Below are 21,715 nucleotides of genomic sequence, written 5' to 3'. Positions count from 1 at the left end.
TCAACGGAAAGGCCAGCGAAAAGCCAATGCAGCCTTAACCGCGAGTAATAACCAAAACAAAGCGCTTTCCACGTAGTATTTGCGGAGTTTGTCGCGAGAACGTTTGAGTCGCATTTTCACGGCACTCTCAGTCAAGCCATTCAACTGAGCGATATCACGAATGCTAATATCATCCTGATATTTCATTAGCAGCATCGTTTGTTCGTCAGGCGCAAGCTGATGCAGTGCCCGTTCCAATTGTTGAGCTTCCATCTCCGCCATTTCAGCTAATCCATCGTCAGTACCAACGTCCAGCCGCTCCCATCCTTCGTCCACATATACTTCCCGACGCAAATTGTGTGACCGTAATTGATCCGTGCAGTAATTGTAAGTAATTGAGTATAGCCAAGTAGAAAACTTAGCCTGCTCTCGAAAACTACTGAGTTTTACCACTAGCTTTAAAAAAATGTCGTGTGTTAAATCTTCTGCACGAACAGGATCTTTAGTGAACGACAGGCATTTCCGATAAACCTTATCACAATACCGTTCATACAGACGCTCAAAATAGATATTACGTTGGGTCTCGACATACAGTCGAACTAACTCCTCATCCGAAAAAGGCTCCATTCTATAGGGTGTAGCTAGTTAGACCAATAAGAGCTGGAAAAGTAACACAGTAGAGGGTGCTTACTAATTTGTAGGTAGGTCGAAAATGAAAATACCCAGCCTTTTGAGCCAGGTATTTCAATAACAATATGTAATGTCAATCAACCAATTGATACGCGCTTGAAGGCAGACACAGTTAAACCTTTGCTGGTTTTTTCAAGCAGTTGAGCAATCGTCAACGAATTGTCTTTTACAAACTCCTGATTCAACAACGTATTGTCTTTATAGAATTTGTTAAGCTTACCCATCGCAATCCGTTCGAGCATTGCTTCTGGTTTGCCTTCCTGGCGAGCCTGTTCCTTACCAATTTCGATTTCACGTTCTACGATCGTCGCGTCAACGCCATCTTTATCTAAAGCGACAGGTTTCATGGCGGCAATCTGCATCGCAATGTCTTTACCTACTTCTGTTACATCAGTACCATTCGTATTCGCCAGACCAACCAATACACCTAGTTTGCCATTCGAGTGAACATAGGAGACCACTTTATCTGCAGAAACGGTTTCAAACGACGATACGTCAACTTTCTCACCGATTTTGCCCATAAGGTCTGTAATATGATCCTGAAGTGAGCGCCCGTCAGCCTGTGGCGTAGCCAGCAGACCAGCTTTGTCTGTTGCATCGGTGGCAACGGCTGTGCTCAAGATGGTCATGGCCAGATTTTGGAAATCAGCAACTTTCGAAACAGGTTCGGTTTCGCAAGCCAGGGCAATAACCTTACCGCTTTTGCCATCAGGGCTAACATGAGCTAGTACAATACCTTCGGCCGTTGTATTGTCAGCCCGTTTGTCGGCTATTTTTTGACCCTGCTTCCGCAGGATTTCTTTTGCTTTTTCAAAATCGCCGTCGGCTTCGGTAAGGGCTTTTTTACAGTCCATCATACCAGCTCCGGTCTCTTGCCGAAGTTTATTTACGTCAGCAGCAGTAATTGCCATAATAAAAGGGTGTTTATCGATTTAAACGCCAAAAATTAATTGGTAATCAGTGAATTGCACTCTGAAACGGAATAGCCCATAGCGGCTGGCTACGGGCTATTTCCTTGAGTTGTAAAGTTCTACAGTTATTGAGTTATACGCTGAAATAAGTTAAGCAACTATATAACTATGCAACCTTACAACTCTATTTTATGCTTCGGTTTCGTCTTCCGCCACAGCAGCAGGTGCTACATCTGCTTCAGATTGGGCAGCGCTTGCGCCTTCCGCCTTAGCCTGCGCCAGATCTTCGTTGCGCTTGGCCTCTTCTTCTTCCTGTATGCGTTGATCGTCTTTATCCTGCTTCCGCTCCATCAGACCTTCTTCAATGGCCTTACCAATGGCAAGCGTAATCAGCGAAATCGACTTATAAGCATCATCATTAGCTGGGATGGCGAAATCAACTTCTTCCGGGTTCGAGTTCGTATCGCACATGGCAAATACGGGAATGCCCAGCCGATGTGCCTCGGCAACAGCAATGTGCTCACGCTTCACGTCAACGACGAACAAAGCGGCTGGCAAACGTGTCAGATCGGCAATGCCGCCCAATACGCGTTCCAGTTTTTCTTTATCACGGCTACGGGTTAAACGCTCCCGCTTGGCAATGCTCTTGACGGTCTCCTCGTCTTTCAGCATTTTGTCCAGCGTTTGCATTTTTTTCAGTGACTTGCGAATCGTAGCGAAGTTCGTTAACATACCGCCCTGCCAGCGGTCTGTTACGTAAGGCATTTTCAGGCGACGCGCTTCTTCCGAAACGATTTCCTGAGCCTGTTTCTTCGTGGCCACAAACATCACTTTCCGGCCCGAGCGAACGATGCCTTTGATAGCATTCGCTGCTTCGTCCAGTGCAGCAACCGTTTTGTTGAGGTCAATAATATGGATGCCGTTCTTCTCCATAAAGATGTACGGAGCCATCCGGGGGTCCCACTTGCGCGTAAGGTGGCCAAAGTGCACACCAGCGTCTAAGAGGTCTTTATATTCGATTTGTGCCATTTTCGTAATGAAAAATGAATGTTTTAAAAAATACGCAGCACCGCCCGTCGGCATCATCTAAGGGCAGTCTGGACTAATTAGGGGTAAGTGCTAAGTGATAAAGTAGTAAGTGAATCAGATACTTAGAACTTACTACTTGGTCGCTTACAACTTTACTGTTAACGTTTCGAGAACTGGAACCGACGACGAGCCTTCCGACGACCGTATTTCTTACGCTCAACCATACGCGAATCTCGTGTCAGGAACCCTTCTTTCTTGAGTGCTGGACGGAAATCGGCGTTCATTTCAACCAGCGCACGGGCAATCGCCATCCGCGTAGCTTCAGCCTGACCAGCCACACCGCCACCACGAACGTTAACTTTAACGTCGTAACCACCAACACCATTTACGGTGGCAAAGGGTTGGTTCAAAATGATTTGCAGGACTTCGGTAGGAAAATATTGTTTGTAATCTTTTCCGTTCACCGAGATGGCTCCGCTGCCCGCCGACATGTAGATGCGGGAAATGGCAGTTTTACGGCGGCCAATGGTATTAATACGATCCATTATGACTTAGAATTTAACTGCTGTGGGTTGCTGAGCCTCGTGCGGGTGTTGCTCACCAGCGTAAACATACAGGTTGGTGTACAACCGCCGACCGAGCCGATTTTTCGGCAACATACCTTTTACGGCGTGTTCGATAATGCGCTCGGGGTGTTTCTCAAGCAGCAACCGGGGCGATGCGAACCGTTGACCACCGGGATAACCCGTATGGCGGACGTAGACTTTGTCGGTCATCTTGGCACCGGTCAGGCGAACCTTTTCGGCATTGATGACGATCACGTTATCTCCGCAGTCAACGTGCGGAGTGAAGTTGGTTTTGTGTTTGCCGCGAATCAGGCGTGCGATTTGACTGGCCAGCCGACCAAGTACCTCACCCTGAGCGTCAACCACAATCCATTCCTTCTGCGCCGTTTCTTTGTTGGCAGAGATGGTTTTGTAACTGAGCGTATTCACTGTTATGGAGACTAATTGTTTGATTTATAAATACTTACCTGCATAGAAAACAGGTCCGTCCTGAAACGGGAGTGCAAATATACGAGGTATTAGGCTGAAAAACAAGGGGATAATGAGAAATCACGCTTACCGTAACTTCAGTGTGGCCAGCGCCATTACTGCCAGCATAATGCCGACAATCCAGAAGCGTGTTACCAGCTTAGCTTCGTGGTATCCTTTCTTCTGAAAATGGTGGTGCAAGGGTGACATCAGGAAGATTCGCCTGCCCTCCCCATACTTACGTTTGGTGTATTTGAAGTAGCTGACCTGCATGATCACCGACACCAGTTCTACCAGAAAAATGCCGCAAATAATGGGAATCATTAGCTCTTTGCGGATGGCCAGAAATAGTACGGCAATGACGCCACCCAGCATCAAACTACCTGTATCTCCCATAAAAACCTGGGCAGGGTAGGAGTTATACCACAAAAACCCAACGCAGGCACCAACAAAAGCTGCACAGAAAATTACCAGCTCTCCCGAATTCGGGATGTACATAATGTTCAAATACTGCGAGAAGACTTTGTTGCCTGACAGATAGGCCAATACCCCAATGGTTAGCCCAATGATAACGGATGTGCCAGCGGCAAGTCCATCGATACCGTCGGTAATGTTCGCTCCATTCGAAACGGCCGTGATGATGAATATGCAGATCAGTACGTAAATAATCCAAGTGTAGCTGTCTGGGACGAAACCGAACAGCAGTGAGCTATAATCGAACTCATTATTCTTAACAAATGGTACCGTTGTCAGGGTCGACTTAATGTCTGCATAGACGTCCGGTACGTTAGACGTATTCAATAGTCTGGGCGCGTATTTCCGGATTTTAACGTAGTCGTTGAACGACAGAGTCAGCCCTACAATCAGGCCAAGCCCAACCTGACCAACCACTTTGAATTTACCCTGTAGCCCTTCTTTATTCTTTTTGAAGACTTTTATGTAGTCGTCTAAAAAGCCAATCAGGCCCGTCCAAACGGTTGATACGAGCGCGAGTATGACATATACATTGGATAATTTGGCAAACAACAGCGCTGGGATGAGCAGGGAAGCTAAAATGATGAAACCACCCATCGTTGGCGTTCCGCGTTTCTGCATCTGACCTTCCAGACCAAGATCCCGAATGGATTCGCCAATCTGAAGATTTCGAAGCGTATCAATGATACGTCGCCCAAAAATAGCGGCAATTAGCAGGGAGGTTATAACAGCTCCGAGGGCCCGAAACGAAATATATTGGAAAACCCCGGCACCGGGGAAATTGTAACGTTCGTCAAGAAAATGAAAGAGGTAATAGAGCATTTTTAAAGAGCGAAAGAGCGAAAGAGTGAAAGAGCGGAAAGCAATAGCGGTTTACAGGCGCTCCTCCACTCTTTCGCTCTTTGTAGGTGCCAAAGTTACTGATTTCCGCGTTCTGCGAAAGCTTCCCGCAATACCGCCCGGTCGTCGAAATCGTATTTGATTCCTTTAATCTCCTGATACGTTTCGTGACCTTTTCCCGCAATAAGAATTATATCGTGCGGACGGGCTACAGCAACCGCTTGTCGAATGGCTTCGTGACGATCTTCAATGGTTACCGTTTTTTTGACGTCAACGGGCGAAACGCCAGCCTGCATTTGCGCCAGAATCTCCATCGGATCTTCGTTGCGGGGATTATCGGAGGTCAGGATGACGCGGTTACTAAAGCGGCAGGCAATATCGGCCATAATAGGGCGCTTGGCCGCATCACGGTTTCCTCCGCATCCCACCACCGTAATAACCTGCGGCAAATAATCCTGCTCGTCGGTCTGGCGCAGGCCATTTATAGTTTCCAGTACGTTCTGAAGCGCATCGGGCGTATGGGCGTAATCGACAATGCCCACAATTTTATTATCGGAAACGACCTGTTCGAAGCGGCCGGGTGGGGGCGTAAGGCCAGATAGCAACGTTAATACGTCCGCTGAGTCTTCGCCGAGTAGCATGGCTGTTCCATACACACTCAGGATATTGTAGGCATTGAAGCGACCGATCAGTTTAAACCAGACCTCGTGGTCGTTCACGAACATATTCAACCCAAACAGGCTGTCGGCAATGATTTTCCCCTTGAAAGTAGCCAGCGTTTGCAGGGAGTACGTCTCCTTACGGGCAGCGGTATTCTGGAGCATCACCAATCCCCGTTTATCATCTACGTTCGTTAAGGCAAAGGCGGATGATGGTAATTGATCAAAAAAGCCTTTTTTCGCCCGTATGTATTTATCGAACGTACCGTGGAAATCGAGATGGTCGTGCGTGATGTTCGTGAAAATCCCACCCGTAAATGTCAAGCCTGCAATACGCTCCTGCACCACGGCGTGCGAACTCACTTCCATGAATACATGTGTGCAACCATGTGCCCGCATTTTTGTGAGCAGTTGATTGGTAGTAATAACGTCGGGCGTAGTGTGTGTAGCGGGAATGACTTCGTCGTCAATCTGATTCTGAACCGTCGATAGTAGTCCGCACCGATAGCCCAATGCCCGGAATAGCCGGAAAAGTAACGTAGCGACCGATGTTTTACCGTTCGTACCTGTTACACCAACAAGCTTAAGTTTCTGGGAAGGCTGACCGTAAAAATTAGCGGCTGCTAACCCCATCGATCGGGCCGAATCCTGCACCCGAATGTAAGCAACCGTATTCGTTGACTGATCAAGACCATCTGGAAATTCTTCGCACAAAATAGCCGAAGCTCCTTTTTGCACCGCCGTTTCGATGAACGAATGGCCGTCGGAAACGGTCCCACGAATGGCAATAAATAAACTACCGGGACCAACTTTTCGCGAATCCATCGTCAGGCTCGTTACGTCGGTTTCCATGCTGCCAGACGTAGCCAGCAGGGGGATTTTATAGAAGAGGTCTTTGAGTTGCATTCGTGTTTAACAAACGGCCAGTTCGTTGTGGCCCGCAAAAAAACAGATTGGGCGCGGTATTGCCTAATTTTTTATAAGACCTGCTTCCATCATGCGTTCTCGCCTACCAGACTTGTCACGCTACGGGTTTCGTTTGCTGAGAATTAGACGCAGCTTGGTACGTATTATCCCAACGTTAGCGTTATCCGCTTGCCAGTCGTTTTGTCTGGTCCTGTTCCGGGCTCAAGCGATTGCTCTTTCACCTTACCACGACCCTCAGTCAGCACCTTATACCCATGATTTTCGAGCAGGAACAGTGCATCACGAAGCGATAGCCCCCGGACATCGGGTACTTGGTCGGTGCGGGTTGGACGAGATTTCCAGCGGCCGCTTGGCGTAGCTTCCACCCAGCCTTCAGTCGATGGTTCATTCCGTATGTGCAGGGCTGAGCTAATTGTGTGCAGATCGTCGGCATAACCCGCCAGCAACCCCGCCGTTGACGATTGGGGTTGAGACGTATTCGGCTGGATGGGAGCGTGCATGCGAATGTCGGAAGCGACAATCCGATCGGCCACCGCTTTAAACACGGGTGCTGATACGGCACCGGCGTATAACGTGCCCGTGTTCTCGCCCTGGTGGGGATTATCTACGACCGCAATCACACTATACTTAGGTTTATCAGCCGGGAAGTAGCCAATAAAAGATGTATAATATCGACCCGTCTGATAGAGGCCACCAATAATTTTCTGCGCTGTTCCCGTTTTCCCCGAAATACCGTAATGCGGATTATTAATATGTTTGGCTGTTCCGTGTTCAACCACACCCCGCAACAGTTCCTGCGCTTTGCGTATCGTTTCGCTGGAACAGATAAGAGTAGGTGATACGTATGGCTGGTTGTCTTCAAGAATCTCCTTGCCACGTCGGATTTGCTTAACGATCATGGGGCGGACCCAGTGCCCGTTATTGGCTACGGCATTATAAAACGTGAGCATCTGCAGGGGGGTAATCTGCATTTCGTAGCCATATGACATAGAGGTTAATGAAACTTTGCTCCATCCTTTCATGTCGGGATTACGGATAATCGGCCGGGCTTCCCCTTTCATGTGGATACCCGTTGGTTCGGTCAAGTGAAACTGGCGCAAATACTGGCAATACAGATCAGGACGACTGTAGAAATAGGTGCGCATCAGCATATGGGTGCCGATGTTTGACGACTTCTCGAAGACCTGACGGGCTGTTATAGTGCCCGACCCGCCCCCGTTTGAATCCGTAATTCTAAGGCCATTATACGTGACAGAATGTTGACCCGTCGCGACCATCTGATTTAGGGAAATGGCTTTCTCTTCCATCAACGCCATCATCGTGGCTAGTTTGAACGTAGAACCTGGGTCAGTACGTCCTGCCAGGGCATGATTGAAGTTCTCAACGTATTGATCCCCGCGTCTGGTCAGGTTTGCCATGGCCCTGATTTCGCCCGTCGCTACTTCCATCACGATCACACAGCCTTTGTCTGCTTTATATTTGACAAGGGCTTCGTGCAGCGCTGACTCAGCTATATCCTGATAGTCGACGTTAATGGTTGTATACAGATCCATACCCGGCTCGGGCTTCATATCCGGGCCATCGTTGACAGGCTTGCGTATTCCCCCCGCCAGTACTTCGACCAGACCAACCGCGTTTTTGCCGGCTAACTCGGGCTGAAAACTAGCTTCGAGTCCAATTAAACCCCGGCCCGTTTTAGCATCGAGGTTCCCAATGGTACGTTCAGCCATCCGGTCGAACGGATGATACCGCTCATAGTAGGGACGTAGCACACCCCCGCGAGCGGCCACTTTTGGCGACGACCGAAAAAATGGCCATTTAAGCATTTCCTGACGTTCCTGAAACGTGACGCGCCGACGGTTCAACAATACGTAGCGACGTTTGCGGGCGCGGGCATCGCGAATAAGATCCTCATAGTCTCTGGCAGAACGGTCTTTGTAAATACGAGACAGTAATTTGCCCAGCGAATCGACCTTGTTATTAAAATAGTCGGGCTTAGCCATAGTTGGGTCCAGGCCAACTACGTAGGTCGGAAGCGAGGTGGCCAGCAGTTTTTCCTCAGTCCCATAAATGTTGCCACGCATGGCCCGAATCGTATCGCGTTGGATGAGGGTTGACGCTACCCGTTCGCGCCAGTATTCGCCCTTTAAATCTTTCTGAAAATACTGCAGAGATACAAGCCGCACAATAACACAGATAGCCAGCACAATGACCACGTAGAAGACGTGATTTGCCCGTTGAATGATGTCCTGCTTAATGTTCATTTGACTTGACAACTATTTTGTGGGGTGGAGTTTGGCTTTCAGCAAGGCCAAGAGCTGCCACGCGCCGGCTGATTTCGGATTGTTTGCCGCTCTTGTTAAAGTCTGCCTGTAGAACCGTTGCCTGAGATCGTAATTCGTCTACCTGCAATTTGGTGCGCTGAATTCGCCGGACCAACCGTTCGGCATTGTGATTCAGGCCAATGTATACAATCATCAGGAATGTAACCCACAAAATGCGGTCAATGTGGCGGATCGGCCAACTGTTGTCTTCGCCAAATAGCCGATCTAAACCAATGAACTCATTGAGCCACGATGCCAGACGGATTTTACGTCGTTGCTTTTTCTGTTTGGCGATCCGTTCGGGTTCTCGAAAGGTATTTTTTGCCATGACAAGGTGAGAATGCGATGTAATTACAAAGAAACGAAAACATTATTTCCAGTCCCGATAACGACGAAATCTTTAATCCTTGTGAGAAAGATTTTTGAACGGTACAAAAATGTGATTCTTCTATTTTTATTCTTTCCATCGCCACTCATTGGCAATCTGTAGAGAGGTACGCAGGCCCTGCGTCACCAGATAATCGCGGGTTTGTGTGTCGGTCTGGCGACGGGTGGGAATGTCGTCGGCGTCGGCAAGGGCATACAGCAGCATGGTCGAGTACCGGACAGTATTTTTCAACTGATCGGCATTGACAAGGTTGATCCGGTCGCAGTTGGCGTGGTAGCAATCAAGCACGTCTTTGGTCAGATGACCGTTCATGCCTACCACCGGAACGCCCTCAAGCATAAACGGTTGGTGGTCGGAATGTAGCCCAGCCTGATTCTGCATCTGATTGGCAAAGGTGGGTTCTACTTCTTTCATCGTTTCGCCAACGGTGTTCAAAAACGGCACGATGTCAGACCGGCCAAAGGCATTTAGCCCCGTGGGGTCATTGGTCATGTCGAGGTTCATCATGTACCGCACTTTATCCAGTTGCCCGGTCTGTTTCAGCTCTTCAACCATCGCCTTAGAGCCTAGTAATCCTTGCTCTTCGCCCATAAACAGAACAAATTCGATCGTACGCTTAGGTTTGAGCTTCAGGGCTTTGAATGTTCGGGCAATGTCCATAATAGCGAAGGAGCCAATCCCATTATCGATAGCGCCCGTCGCTAGATCCCAGGAATCGAGATGGCCACCAACGATAATTTTTTCGTCGGGATATTGCGAGCCATTTAACGTAACCACTACGTTGCGCGCGCGAATTTTGCGGCTCGTATTGGTCATGTCGATAACCGCATGAAGCGGGCTGTGTTCTTCCTGAATCCAGGAACGTAATGCCTGACCGCTTTCAAGAGAAATACAAACGGATGGAATCGGTATGAGTTTGCCTGTTACGGACGCAGTACCGGTGAGCAAAACGTTGCCGGGTACCAGATTGACCATTATAACACCAGTGGCCCCGTACTGAATGGCTAGCGCAGTTTTTTCGGAACGATGTAAATTCCGGGCTCCTTTTGTTGGCGCGGCCAGCCCAATATTGACTAAAGCGACTTTACCCTTTAGCTTATTTTTTACAGCAGCAAAATCGCCTTCAAGGCCATTGCCTACATCAACAATTTCACCCTGTATGTGCGCTTCGATGGGAGAGTGGGCCAGCGCTACAACTGGTACGTCACGGAAATTGTCGCTCCGGTAAGGTACCACCGACAGCGTAACCGTGTCGCGCGCCCAGGCTTCAACCTCAAACGGCGCAAAGCGTACGTCTTTGTAGCCATATGATGACAGCAAATCAAATGCATAGGCTTCTGCCCGACTACCGTTAGGGCTACCTGTTAGCCGGTGACCGACCCGCTCGGAGGCATCGGCCAGCGTTTCGTAAGCACGACTGTGTTCACTTACCTCCTTGTTGATACGGGAGAAGGCCTTTTGGAGGGAAAATTTGTCGGGATTGAAAGCAGTTAAACAACCGGCAGTGCCGATACAGAACAGCACGAGCCGGAAACGGGGCACGTAAAATGTTCGGGCCATAATATGGGTGGTAGAGTTCCTCGCTAAAGATACAAAAATGGCCGTAAATTTCGATGCCGAAGATTAGACGCATTAATGGGTAAAAGCGTTCGATTCTATCGGGAAAAATTAAGGAATTTGATCTAACGTTGACGATACATACGGTAGCTTAGGCTTCATTGGTTTTAGTTGGATCATAAGTCGTCCGGCAAGCCAATCGGGATCAAGCCCGACGATCCCGAAAATCTTATCCCAACTACGTTCAAAACAGTGAGCGGCATCTGGAAAGGATGTTGATACGGCCAAGGCACGTTCATAAAAGGATACTGGATTGTGGCATATTACGTTGCGGTGAATAGCAAATTGAGCCCCTAAAACGAATGTGTAAAGTTCTGGTCCGTCGGTGTCGAAAAGCGCCCGGTGGAAACCTTGCATGTCGAGCCCACGCCCATCCTCATTTTTACTCCACGGCTGGAAAAGGCGGTGCCCTTGCTTATCGTCAGTATCAATCAGGTGCCCAAGCCAGCAGAACCCTTGTTGCATTGCGCCGGGTTTAAACCCGGCGCAATGCAACAAGGGTTCTGTGACAAATTCACGTAGGGTTTTCTTGAAATCGTACGCATGGTCGAAGGGTTTGCCCTGACAGAAGATTGTCCACTCCGCTAGTGAATCGTAGCGACTAACGATATGATGCAGATACGTGTGGGCTTCACGCCCTATGTTTGGCAGCGGAATGGCTTCCCATTCTGTCAATCCTTCCGGACTTTTGTCGTATACGGTTTTCTGCAGGCCAGTTGGTAGGTTTCGTAACCAGTTCAGGTTTTCAGTATAATGAGCAACAACAAGTTCGAGCATGTATGTTTTACCCACAAAGGCGTAACGGTTTCGCAAAGAACGCAAAGAATTTAACGGCCTACCCGCGCCCTTTGCGAAATCTTTGCGTCTTTGCGCTGGGCTGTCGTTGCGGTTAAAGAAAATCTTATTTTTACACAATCTATCAAAACAACCATCAACAGACCACTATGAAACGAACATGGTTTACGCTTTTTATTTTACTTCCCCTGCATAGTATGACTCAGGCACAAACTCCCGTACTGACTCCACCGAAGGCCGCCGTTAAACCGAAAGAACTGGTCACGAATGGGCACACACGGATAGATAATTATTACTACCTCAACGAGCGTGAAAACCCGGAGGTCATCAAGTATCTAAACGCCGAAAATGCCTACCTCGATCAGGTTTTAGCGCCCGTTAAAGACTTGCAGACCAAGCTCTTTGATGAGATGAAAGGACGCATCAAGCAACAGGATGAATCGGTGCCTTACAAAGAAGGCAATTACTATTACTACACCCGCTACGTAACTGGGGGCGAGTATCCCATTTATTGTCGCAAGAAAGGCTCGCTGCAAGGCACCGAAGAAATCATGTTCGACGGGAATGCGCTGGCGAAAGGCCATAACTACTACCAGCTTGGTGGTTATGAAGTGTCGGATAATGACGAACTGGCCATTTTTGCGGAAGATACCGTCAGCCGTCGACTCTATACACTACGTATCAAAAACCTGAAAACCGGCAAGATTTATCCTGAAGTTATTAAAGACACCGAAGCAGGGAGTTTTGCCTGGGCAACCGACAACAAGACACTATTCTACATCAAGAAAGACCCGCAAACGTTGCTTGGGTATCAGGTCTATCGGCATGTATTGGATAGCCCTACTGCAACCGACGTACTGGTTTATGAAGAAAAGGATAATCAGTTCTATATGGGACTGAGCCGTTCTAAATCAAAGAAATATATCGAGATCGGTGTTGATCATAACGGCGTAGCTACGGAATACCGGTTATTGGATGCCAGTCAGCCAACGGGTGAGTTCAAGGTTTTTCTGCCCCGCGAAAAAGGGCATGAGTACGACATTGTTCATTACAAGGACAAGTTCTATGTTCGCACGAACTGGAAGGCCGAAAACTTCCGCTTAATGGAAGTGCCGGAAGGAAAAACCGCTGAGCGGACTGCCTGGAAAGAAGTTATTGCTCATCGTCCGGATGTTTACCTGGCCAATATGGATGTGTTTGTCAATCACCTCGTGTTGGGTGAGCGCAAAGCGGGTCTGACGAACATTCGGGTCATCAACCAGAAAACCAAAGCCGACGAATATCTGAATTTTGGTGAACCAGCCTACGTAGCGGGCATCGGTTACAATCCTGATTTCAACACCAACGTACTACGTTACAGCTATTCGTCGCTGACCACGCCTAGTTCTACCTTCGACTACAACATGGATACGAAGGAGAAAACGCTGAAGAAACAGCAGGAAATTTTGGGGGGCTTCGACAAGAATAACTATGTATCGGAACGGACGTATGCTATCGCCCGTGATGGCGTAAAAATCCCGGTTTCGCTGGTGTATCGCAAAGGCACGAAGAAAGACGGTTCGGCTCCATTGCTGCAATACTCCTATGGTTCGTACGGCTATTCGACCGATCCGGGTTTTAGTTCAACCCGCCTGAGCCTGCTGGACCGGGGATTTATTTTCGCCATTGCCCACATTCGGGGTGGGCAGGAAATGGGCCGCCGGTGGTACGAAGATGGCAAAATGCTGAAGAAGAAAAATACCTTCAACGACTTCGTAGACGTATCGGAATACCTGATCAAAAACAAGTACACCAGCACCAGCAAGCTCTTCGCGATGGGCGGTAGCGCGGGTGGTTTGCTGATGGGTGCCGTTATCAACCAGGCTCCGCAACTGTACCGGGGTGTGGTCGCGGCTGTTCCCTTTGTAGACGTAGTTACGACGATGCTCGACGAAAGCATCCCACTCACAACCGGCGAATTTGAAGAGTGGGGCAATCCAAAAAACAAGGAATATTACGACTACATGCTGTCCTACTCACCCTACGACAATGTCGAGAAAAAAGCCTACCCAAACTTACTGGTAACGACGGGACTGCACGATTCGCAGGTGCAGTATTGGGAGCCTGCCAAATGGGTTGCCAAACTGCGGGCCATGAAAACGGACAACAACCAGTTATTGCTTCACACCAACATGGAAGCCGGCCATGGTGGCGCATCGGGCCGATTCCAGGCGCTGAAAGAAATCGCGCTGGAATATGCGTTCATGCTGAACTTGGTTGGCGATCGGCAGTAAAAACCTTCTTCTAGATTAATAAAGTCGCAATTTTCCGTCATTCCGACACAGGAGGAATCTTCAGTAAATGGATATTTTTTTTCCTCTACCGAAGATTCCTCCTGCCGTTGGAATGACAAAAACAATCCTCTTTCTCCTACCTGAACGTAGTGATTTTTCCAAAACTCTTTTTTTTTAAATTCTACCCTTGGCTGTTGACATTCACAGCCTTATGCATTGTATTTACTAGTTGTCACTCTGGCAATGATGCTGCGTCGAACGATCCGGTTCTTGCTGAAGGGAAGCAACTGGCACAACAACATTGCGCTACTTGTCACCTCGTGCCATCGCCTGAGTTGTTGGACAAAGGAACCTGGGTGAAGCATGTTTTGCCCGCGATGGCACCCAATCTGGGGCTGGAAGTCTATCCGGGTGGTCAATACTACGCGGGAACGAAGGCTACTATCTCCTATGATAACTGGCAGAAATTAATCGCTTATTATCAGACACTGGCCCCTGAAAGCCTAAAATCTGCCGAAAAGCCAGAGTCGGCTGCAAATGACTGGGCTATTTTTTCACTTGAGAAACCGTATCGTGACACGAGCCAAACGGCCATGACGACGCTGGTAGCGATGGATACTATTGGCCACCAGCTTTACTCGAGCGATGCGCTACGTAGCGACCTGACGCAATGGGATCAAAGGCTGCAACCAACGCTGTTCAAACAGCTAACGTCAGCGGCTGTCAATGCTAGCTTTTTTCGCGACAGTCGGGGAGAAGAACAGGGGTTGTTCACCTGCCTGGGCACCATGCGTGCCGCCGACATCTCGAAAGGGGAGTTGATAGCGCTGGATGTAACGGGTAAAAAAGGCACAGATTCGACTACGTTAGCTACTAAATTGCCCCGTCCGCTTCAGTCGGTGAGCGCCGATTTCAACAAAGATGGGCTAACCGATTGGGTTGTGTGCGGATTTGGGCATCTGGTGGGTGGACTCTACTGGCTGAAACAACAGCCCAATCATGAGTTCACCAAACTGCCCATCAAGGAGGTTGCCGGAGCGAGTCAGGCTACAGTGAGTGATTTCAACGCCGATGGCTGGCCCGATCTGATGGTTCTGTTCGCCCATGCTGACGAAGGGATCTGGCTGTTTCTGAACGATCAGAAAGGCGGATTCCAGGAACGTAATGTACTCCATTTTCCATCCGTTTATGGCTCAACCAGCTTTCAACTCGTTGATTTTAACAAAGATGGCCTGTTGGATATTCTGTACACCTGTGGCGACAATAGCGATTATTCGAAAATAATAAAGCCGTATCATGGCGTCTATATCTACCTCAACGAAGGCAACTTTCGGTACAAACAGGCGTATTTCTACCCCATCAACGGTTGCACCAAAGCCATTGCTACCGATTTCGATCAGGATGGCGATTTAGACATTGCCACCATTGCTTTCTTCGCTGATTTTCAACGTAACGCGGCCGAGAGTTGTCTTTATTTCGAGCAGCAAAAGCCCTTGCAATTTCAGCCACACGCGTTGCCCGTCAGTACGTATGGGAGGTGGATTTGCATGGACGTGAATGACATTGATCAGGACGGCGACATGGACATAGTTCTTGGTAACTTTTCAAAGACGTTCATCATTCAGAAAGGTCTGGAACCAACATGGGACACACATTTGCCGTTGATTGTTCTTAAGAACAAAACGCATTGATTGGGTTGTTTTTTGTCATGCTGACGATAGAAAGCATCTTCGCCGGGCCGCCGGTCGCCGGTGCGGTAAATGGATAATTAGACTCATCTGAAGATGCTTCTTGGGTCAGCATGACAAAAATGATACAAATCCCTATTTCAACCACCCGCCCCTAAACCCCGCTCGCTCCAATCCCTTGCGAATATGTGGATTACGCTTCATTAGGTTCCAGACGAAATTCGTTCGGGCATTTTCGGTCATCAACAGGATTGGTCCCTGGTCGATGCCAAGGTAATCTATATCGAACCATCCGTTGGCTGTTGAGCCATTGGCAAATGAAGATGGATACCGATACGTTGGATTGAAGGCATCACGGAAGCCGTATTCACCGTATAGCTTGCGGCCATACTTCGCTTTCATGGCTTGTAAGGCAGGCAGGCAAATTTCTGGTGCGAAAGCGATCGAGCCACCGGCTGCCGTGGGTGCAATCGTGCCATCATCGACAATCTGCTGAATAGCCGCACCTCGTGCCCGATAGGAGAAAAAAGTCTTACCCGAAACTGTCGTGTCTTTGGGACCATCGCAGGCCGTAAGTCCCCAAATAGTAGGGCCATAATCCTGCCACTTCGCTGGATTTTCCATGCAGTACGCCCGATTGGCATAAGTAGCACGGCGTGAATTTTCGGCGTAATCAAGGCCTTTTTTCTGCATATAACCATCCTTTATACCCCGGAAATCAATCCAGACATGCGAGTATTGATGCCCGAAAAGAGGATCGAAATTTACGTGTTGTTGACCCTGAAACGTAGCCCAATCATAGCTCTTGGTCCAGGCAGGCCATACATCGGCACTAACCGGATGCGTGGGCGAACCAAGTGCCAGTACGTAGAGGAGCATCGCTTCATTGTAACCTTTCCAGTCGGCAGGGATAAAGCCTTTTTCAGGATGCCAACCCATTGATACAAAAGGCCTATGATTCTGAATCCATGTCCAGTCGACACGTTCATAAATCTGCTCGGCCAACTGTCGGATTTCGGTTTCGGCTGGTGTATTCTTGTCGAAATACGTTTGGGCGCTCAGGATGCCGCCAAGCAGCAAAGCGGTGTCAATCGTCGATAACTCCACCTGTTTGAACCGTTCTCCAGTTTTCATGTCCAGAAAATGATAGAAAAAACCTTTATAGCCTGTTACGCCCGTTGGCTTGTCGGATTGGGGTGCCTGCGCAAAGAAACGTAGCGTTTTCAGCGTGCGGTCAGCGGCTTGTGCTCGTGTGATGTAGCCTCGCTCGACGCCAACCAGATAGGACGTTAAGCCAAATCCTACCGCGGCAATGCTGGCGAACGCGGGCGTAGGCGCCCGATCGGGAACCAGACCATTCTCGGGATTGGCCGTCTCCCAGAAGAACTTGAACGTATCGTGTTGCAAGCTGTCCAGAAACGCGTTGTCTGATTTGGTAAAGGTGTATGGTTTCGGTTGGGCGAATGCAACAGTCAGCGTCAGGAGAAGTAAAAGTACGGTTTTCATAGGGGTTCAAAACACAGAGGAAACGGAGATTTTGACTGATATCACGGCGTTTTCTGTTTCCTCCGTGAAAATCTCTGTGGTCTCCGTGTTTAAAATTTAATTCAGGTTCGGGCTTTGGAACCCCAGGTTTTTCATTCCTTTTTTCACTTCAGGGCAGCTCATGAATAATTTCCAGAGCAGTTGCGACCGCTGGTTTTCGATCATGACGATAATTGGCCCCTGGTCGATGGCCAGAAAGGAATCCGCAAACCATATGTTCGACAGGTTAAACGCATCGACAAAGCCCTGATCTTTCCAGATTTTATCACCCAGTTTGTAATAGAAGAAACGTAGCGCCTGCATCGACTCAGTAGGCGTGTAAGGCATCGACGCCAGTGCCGCGGTAGGCGAAATGGTGCCGTTATCGTTGTTGGGTTCGTGGGCTGAGTAGCCGTTTTGTTCATCGCTGGCCGTTAGTCCCCAGCAATTTTGACTATACCCGCTGAATTGCTTTGGATTGGTTTTGCAGTACGTATAATTTATCTGCGAATGGGCTGTATTCTGCTGCCAGTAATCGGCGTATGCATCTTTTAAGTCGTGCGGATTGATGCCCAGAAACGAGTATTGTGAGAAGAAAAGTGGTCCGCCGTAGGCTGGACCGAGCGGGAGTTTGATGCCGTAGTAGCTGTTCCCATTGGCCATTTTGCCGTTCTGCGCCCAGCTAACATCATAAACCGTTTTTGAAATCGAGCTTGTGTTCGACGAAGCGGCCAGCACATACGTAATGAGCGCTTCGTTCCAGCCCCGAATGGGCATGTTCATGTCCCAGTTATAGTTCGGCGACCAGTGCCAGTACAGATTTGTTTCGGCACCGCTCTTGGTAAACCAGTTCCATTCGACACCGTCCCAAAGGGCATTGATCGTTTTCCGAAGCGCAATTTCATCGGCGCTGGTTGAACTATTGAAATACTGGCGGGCGGTCAATAAACCCTGCATCAAATACGACGTTTCGACCAGATCGGCGCCGTCATCTTTCGTGCTGAATGGAACGGTCGCGCCCGTAGCTCCATTGAGCCAGTGCGGGAAAGCCCCATGATAACGCATTGCATTCGTATTCAGGAAATTAGCTATTTTGTTCAAACGAGCCAGACCATCCTGTCGCGTAATGAAGTTGCGGTTAACCGCCGTTACAATGGCCATAATGCCAAAACCAGTGCCACCGGACGTAACGACATCACCCGATGAATTACGTTCGCGGGCCATACCCGACGTGGGATGGCCAAAGTCCCAGAAGTATTTAAATGTCTGTTTCTGCGCCAGATCGAGCAGGAGCGAGTCGCTAATACGCGAAAACTTGTCGGTGCTGTCGAGCGACGTAACGATGCTAACCGTCAGATTGGCGTTAAATGTCGTGCTACGTTGCGAGGTCAGTGTGGGCGGGACGATAACGGTATAAGCCGTGAGTGATTTTAATGAACTTTGAGGAGTGAGGGTAATGGTAGTATCGCCAGGGCCAAACGCATACGAAAGCGAAACAGGTTTGGCTGTCGCTTTTTCGGTCAACTGTATTGTGGTTTTTGCAGATTCCTGGCTGATGGGAACGCTAAACGCCAACCTGATTGCGGGCACCGACGATACATCCCGAAAGCTCAAGCTCGCGGATGTTTGACCATTCACCTGCACCGATTTGTAATTAAACAGTTCGACCGGTTCGGGATCTTGTTTCGCCGTCTTGCACGACAGACAGAAAAATAGCCCCAGTAAACTTACTACTATGTTCGTTGAGTTCATAAAAGATGGATAAATAGACGCTGGACTAAGGCTAAAAAAATCAATAGGCAGTAAATAGGGGCTGCATCCCTGAAGTTCAACAGCCCCTATTACTCACGTTTGCGTTACTTAGCGTCCTGCTGATTCAAGTTGATATAGCGAACCAATGTCTCCATCGGATAAGGCTTTGTTGTAAACTCTTATGTTATCGATAGCGAATGTGCCTAATGAAGTATAGGATGGCAGAGGACCAGCATTTGTAAAGCCAACTTCTGAGCCTGCCAAACTTCCAATTATGGCCTGACATGGAGTCATCATATTGAGTGCGACTGTATTAACACCTCTATCATTATATGCTCCTATAGATTGTCCGTTGGCGAATATCTGTAGCAGATGTGTACTTGGGTCAAATCGTATAACAAAGTGGCTCCATACGCCTGCCCCTTTAAATACGCCAACCGGAGGTTTTCCTCTTGGATCAGGTCTGTTGTCCTGACCATTAAAGCTGCCATCTGCGAGCAAAGAGCTGTAGTTAGCCTTCAAAACCAATGTATCGGCAGCAGCACTTGGAGCAAACTGGCCCGTTTCTGCACCAGCACTTAAATTCCCAAAAGCATCTTTTTTTGCCATAGGGAAAAGGCCGAAAAATGACGTAAACCCATTGCTTTTACCATTATTTTTGACATTTACCCACATACTTAATGTGTAACTTCCTAATGCGCCAGCTGTGTTAAGTTTGGCAATTTCAGGATATACGACTGCTCCGGAAGTAACATTAAGTGCTTGCCCCGCACCTGCTGTCAAGCTCGTAGTATAGCTAACAGTACCATACGTCTTAGAGGGAGCTGTGCTAGAAATTAGTTCGTTTTGAGTTCCTTCAAACGTCCAATGTGCTAACAAATTAGTTGACGCTACGTCGTTAGAACTATTATACCCTCCGATAGGAGGTAAAGTTGCCGTGTTGTCATCGCTTTTGGAGCAGGATGTAAACACAGTGCTCATTACCACACCGGCTAGTACCCACGCTGAGATTTGTCTCGTTTTCATGATAAATTGGTTTTGTAATTGAAATTTGAATTGGTATTAACTTGGTAATTGGAAATGCTTTTTAGGTTTTGTTGTGCTGGCTGTTTCACCCCTAAATCCCCTAAAGGGGACTTTGCTCGTGTTTAGATAAAGTCCCCTTTAGAGGATTTAGGGGTGAAAATTTCTTCCAACAACTGACTTTGTCTCATCCACGTGAAACTCCTACAAGATTAGAGGTCAAGGGTGGGGTAAAACCAACTAATACCCACTGTTCTGGTCCAGTTGGCCACCGCTTAATTGGATTTGTAAGCTCGGTACAGGTAACAATTCGTTTTTGCCCGCTACGAAATTCTTGCCGGCTGCCTGCATCACCTGAGCCGCCCGGCCGGTACGTACTAAGTCGAAGAAGCGGTCGTGCTCCATCGCCAGTTCTATCCGGCGTTCCTTCCAGATGGCGGTACGTACATCCGCCTGAGAAGCCGCCTTCGTAGCGGCCAGACCCGCTCGGGTACGTATCATGTTCAGGTTAGTGACTGCCACTGCCGTCTGGCCGAGTTCGTTGTTGGCTTCAGCGTTCATCAGCAACACGTCGGCGTAACGTAGCAAATGCACGTTTTTCTGCTTCTTGTCGCGGTTGCCTAGATAGGGTTCTACATTTTTATTCTCGCTGTAGTAGGCTTTGTAGTTATAGTAAAGATTCTGTACCGAGTCGGCGCTGGGTATCCTGAACCCATCGTACAATACCGTTCCAACGTGCTTCGGGCTGGTGTCGATGATGATAATCGTGGAGCTTTTGCGCTTATCGCCGGGTTCGTAAGCATTTACCAGGTCCTGGCTGGGTGTGTCGAAGCCAAAGCCCAGGTCAGTCCAGCCGCCTTTGCCGCCCACGCGCGGACCTTGCCAGGTCGAGTAGCTACCAACGGCTATATCGCCATTGTTGAACGTACCACTTTGGGTTTCAAAAATGGATTCAGCATTGTTGTTCCCTACGTAGCGCCAGATGGTCGTATAATCGGGCACCAGCGAATACTGGCCCGAATTGATAACTTCCTGTGTAAGCGCCTGTACCTGCTGCCAGTTTTTGCGGTACATATACGTTTTGGCTAACAGCGCCTGAGCAGCCCCTTTATTGGCATGACCCACCGCCGATTGTGCCCGAAGCGGTAAGTTGTTAGCCGCAAACTGGAGGTCCTGCGTAATGACATTATAGATCGTATCGACCGGAGCGCGCGTCTGGAAGGCAGGGTCGGTGTTCGCATCCTGCGCATCCTTCGGCACCCGGACTACTTTGGGTACTTTACCGAAAAAACGTACCAGATTGAAGTAGTAGTAGCCACGAATGAACCGAACTTCAGCCGTCAACTGAGTTTTCGTAGCTGCATCGATAGAAGACGTAGCTAAAGCCGCCAACGCCTGATTCGCTCGGGAAATACCACTGTAATAGCCGTTCCAGAGGGCCGCGACAAAATTGTTGGTCGGTGTCGTTGTGAAATTGTCAATGTCTTTCAGGGCCGTCTGATCGCCGTCAAAACTGCCTTTGTCAGCATCGTCGGATATGATATTCGTGGCGGCAATAAAACTAATGCTGTGAACATCGCCCCCTTCTCCGCCAAACGGTTCACTATTGTACAGGCTGTTATAAACGCCGGTTACCAGCGTTACCGCCAGATTCGGGTCAGTTGCCGTAGTGGATTGTCCTTGCAGGGGCACATCCAGAAAGCTTTTCTGGCAGGATGCCGCCAGTAAGAAAGCGCCAAAGCCTGTGCCAAGAAATAATAATGTATGCCGTTTCATCTGAGTCTGTTG

At 48.7% G+C, this 21,715-nt stretch carries 18 protein-coding genes; 2 read left to right on the top strand and 16 right to left on the bottom strand.

The genetic code is table 11. The features are described 5' to 3' along the window. The 11 genes from ACYVEA_RS21945 to ACYVEA_RS21895 all read right to left on the bottom strand — a co-directional run bounded on the left by ACYVEA_RS21945 (position 1) and on the right by ACYVEA_RS21895 (position 11,685). Positions 1-606, bottom strand: coding sequence for an RNA polymerase sigma factor (locus tag ACYVEA_RS21945; protein ID WP_461115587.1), 606 nt, complete (start codon positions 604-606; stop codon positions 1-3). A 140-nt stretch (positions 607-746) separates the two neighbouring features. Continuing rightward, complete coding sequence (tsf, locus tag ACYVEA_RS21940) at positions 747-1,580, bottom strand: translation elongation factor Ts (RefSeq protein WP_461115586.1); 834 nt, start codon at positions 1,578-1,580, stop codon at positions 747-749. A 189-nt stretch (positions 1,581-1,769) separates the two neighbouring features. Further along, positions 1,770-2,609, bottom strand: a complete 840-nt coding sequence (gene rpsB / locus ACYVEA_RS21935) for a 30S ribosomal protein S2 (protein WP_461115585.1) — start codon at positions 2,607-2,609, stop codon at positions 1,770-1,772. A 158-nt stretch (positions 2,610-2,767) separates the two neighbouring features. After that, positions 2,768-3,154 (bottom strand): 30S ribosomal protein S9, encoded by a 387-nt coding sequence (rpsI, locus tag ACYVEA_RS21930; RefSeq protein ID WP_191037359.1) that lies wholly within the window; start codon positions 3,152-3,154, stop codon positions 2,768-2,770. 6 nt (positions 3,155-3,160) lie between these two features. Beyond that, complete coding sequence (rplM, locus tag ACYVEA_RS21925) at positions 3,161-3,604, bottom strand: 50S ribosomal protein L13 (RefSeq protein ID WP_461115584.1); 444 nt, start codon at positions 3,602-3,604, stop codon at positions 3,161-3,163. Positions 3,605-3,730: 126 nt separating this feature from the next. Then, positions 3,731-4,939 carry a phospho-N-acetylmuramoyl-pentapeptide-transferase gene (mraY, locus tag ACYVEA_RS21920; protein WP_461115583.1) on the bottom strand — a complete coding sequence of 403 codons (1,209 nt, stop codon included), beginning with the start codon at positions 4,937-4,939 and terminating at the stop codon, positions 3,731-3,733. Between the two features lie 95 nt (positions 4,940-5,034). Further along, positions 5,035-6,522 (bottom strand): UDP-N-acetylmuramoyl-L-alanyl-D-glutamate--2,6-diaminopimelate ligase, encoded by a 1,488-nt coding sequence (locus tag ACYVEA_RS21915; protein ID WP_461115582.1) that lies wholly within the window; start codon positions 6,520-6,522, stop codon positions 5,035-5,037. A gap of 164 nt (positions 6,523-6,686) precedes the next feature. Beyond that, positions 6,687-8,807, bottom strand: a complete 2,121-nt coding sequence (locus tag ACYVEA_RS21910; RefSeq protein ID WP_461115581.1) for a penicillin-binding protein — start codon at positions 8,805-8,807, stop codon at positions 6,687-6,689. Further along, the gene (locus tag ACYVEA_RS21905) at positions 8,797-9,195 is read right to left on the bottom strand and encodes an FtsL-like putative cell division protein (protein WP_461115580.1); all 399 of its coding nucleotides are present in this window, start codon (positions 9,193-9,195) and stop codon (positions 8,797-8,799) included. Before ACYVEA_RS21905 ends, ACYVEA_RS21910 begins: the two co-directional genes overlap by 11 nt. Positions 9,196-9,321: 126 nt before the next feature. After that, complete coding sequence (locus ACYVEA_RS21900; RefSeq protein WP_461115579.1) at positions 9,322-10,815, bottom strand: M20/M25/M40 family metallo-hydrolase; 1,494 nt, start codon at positions 10,813-10,815, stop codon at positions 9,322-9,324. A 108-nt stretch (positions 10,816-10,923) separates the two neighbouring features. Further along, a complete protein-coding gene (locus ACYVEA_RS21895) occupies positions 10,924-11,685 on the bottom strand; it encodes a DUF3431 domain-containing protein (protein ID WP_461115578.1) in 762 nt (253 codons plus the stop codon). A 131-nt stretch (positions 11,686-11,816) separates the two neighbouring features. Between ACYVEA_RS21895 and ACYVEA_RS21890 the strand changes: the two genes are divergently transcribed. After that, a complete protein-coding gene (locus tag ACYVEA_RS21890) occupies positions 11,817-13,940 on the top strand; it encodes a S9 family peptidase (protein ID WP_461115577.1) in 2,124 nt (707 codons plus the stop codon). A 194-nt stretch (positions 13,941-14,134) separates the two neighbouring features. After that, positions 14,135-15,631: an FG-GAP-like repeat-containing protein gene (locus ACYVEA_RS21885; RefSeq protein ID WP_461115576.1), complete on the top strand. Its 1,497-nt coding sequence runs from the start codon at positions 14,135-14,137 to the stop codon at positions 15,629-15,631. On the opposite strand, the gene ACYVEA_RS21880 is transcribed toward ACYVEA_RS21885, so the two are convergent. The 5 genes from ACYVEA_RS21880 to ACYVEA_RS21860 form a co-directional block, all read right to left on the bottom strand. Then, complete coding sequence (locus tag ACYVEA_RS21880) at positions 15,612-15,743, bottom strand: hypothetical protein (protein WP_461115575.1); 132 nt, start codon at positions 15,741-15,743, stop codon at positions 15,612-15,614. The two genes, ACYVEA_RS21885 and ACYVEA_RS21880, sit on opposite strands and share 20 nt — an antisense overlap. A 20-nt stretch (positions 15,744-15,763) precedes the next feature. After that, on the bottom strand, positions 15,764-17,134 hold the full coding sequence (locus ACYVEA_RS21875) for a glucoamylase family protein (RefSeq protein WP_461115574.1): 1,371 nt from the start codon (positions 17,132-17,134) through the stop codon (positions 15,764-15,766). A 96-nt stretch (positions 17,135-17,230) separates the two neighbouring features. Continuing rightward, positions 17,231-18,904 (bottom strand): glucoamylase family protein, encoded by a 1,674-nt coding sequence (locus tag ACYVEA_RS21870; protein ID WP_461115573.1) that lies wholly within the window; start codon positions 18,902-18,904, stop codon positions 17,231-17,233. Positions 18,905-19,012: 108 nt separating this feature from the next. Next, the gene (locus tag ACYVEA_RS21865) at positions 19,013-19,930 is read right to left on the bottom strand and encodes a hypothetical protein (protein ID WP_461115572.1); all 918 of its coding nucleotides are present in this window, start codon (positions 19,928-19,930) and stop codon (positions 19,013-19,015) included. A gap of 237 nt (positions 19,931-20,167) precedes the next feature. Continuing rightward, on the bottom strand, positions 20,168-21,703 hold the full coding sequence (locus ACYVEA_RS21860; protein ID WP_461115571.1) for a RagB/SusD family nutrient uptake outer membrane protein: 1,536 nt from the start codon (positions 21,701-21,703) through the stop codon (positions 20,168-20,170). Between the last annotated feature and the right edge of the window lie 12 nt (positions 21,704-21,715).

The sequence above is a fragment of the Spirosoma jeollabukense genome (genome assembly GCF_054777855.1).
Note: the sequence above shows the minus strand (reverse complement) of the source record. Positions and strands in the feature narration are given on the sequence as shown.

Bases quoted from the DNA above. Each gene is read 5' to 3' on its own strand.
- ACYVEA_RS21945 (WP_461115587.1), bottom strand. From the start codon at position 606: ATGGAGCCTTTTTCGGATGAGGAGTTAGTTCGACTGTATGTCGAGACC.
- tsf (WP_461115586.1), bottom strand. From the start codon at position 1,580: ATGGCAATTACTGCTGCTGACGTAAATAAACTTCGGCAAGAGACCGGA.
- rpsB (WP_461115585.1), bottom strand. From the start codon at position 2,609: ATGGCACAAATCGAATATAAAGACCTCTTAGACGCTGGTGTGCACTTT.
- rpsI (WP_191037359.1), bottom strand. From the start codon at position 3,154: ATGGATCGTATTAATACCATTGGCCGCCGTAAAACTGCCATTTCCCGC.
- mraY (WP_461115583.1), bottom strand. From the start codon at position 4,939: ATGCTCTATTACCTCTTTCATTTTCTTGACGAACGTTACAATTTCCCC.
- ACYVEA_RS21915 (WP_461115582.1), bottom strand. From the start codon at position 6,522: ATGCAACTCAAAGACCTCTTCTATAAAATCCCCCTGCTGGCTACGTCT.
- ACYVEA_RS21910 (WP_461115581.1), bottom strand. From the start codon at position 8,807: ATGAACATTAAGCAGGACATCATTCAACGGGCAAATCACGTCTTCTAC.
- ACYVEA_RS21905 (WP_461115580.1), bottom strand. From the start codon at position 9,195: ATGGCAAAAAATACCTTTCGAGAACCCGAACGGATCGCCAAACAGAAA.
- ACYVEA_RS21900 (WP_461115579.1), bottom strand. From the start codon at position 10,815: ATGGCCCGAACATTTTACGTGCCCCGTTTCCGGCTCGTGCTGTTCTGT.
- ACYVEA_RS21890 (WP_461115577.1), top strand. From the start codon at position 11,817: ATGAAACGAACATGGTTTACGCTTTTTATTTTACTTCCCCTGCATAGT.
- ACYVEA_RS21880 (WP_461115575.1), bottom strand. From the start codon at position 15,743: ATGCTGACCCAAGAAGCATCTTCAGATGAGTCTAATTATCCATTTACC.
- ACYVEA_RS21875 (WP_461115574.1), bottom strand. From the start codon at position 17,134: ATGAAAACCGTACTTTTACTTCTCCTGACGCTGACTGTTGCATTCGCC.
- ACYVEA_RS21870 (WP_461115573.1), bottom strand. From the start codon at position 18,904: ATGAACTCAACGAACATAGTAGTAAGTTTACTGGGGCTATTTTTCTGT.
- ACYVEA_RS21865 (WP_461115572.1), bottom strand. From the start codon at position 19,930: ATGAAAACGAGACAAATCTCAGCGTGGGTACTAGCCGGTGTGGTAATG.
- ACYVEA_RS21860 (WP_461115571.1), bottom strand. From the start codon at position 21,703: ATGAAACGGCATACATTATTATTTCTTGGCACAGGCTTTGGCGCTTTC.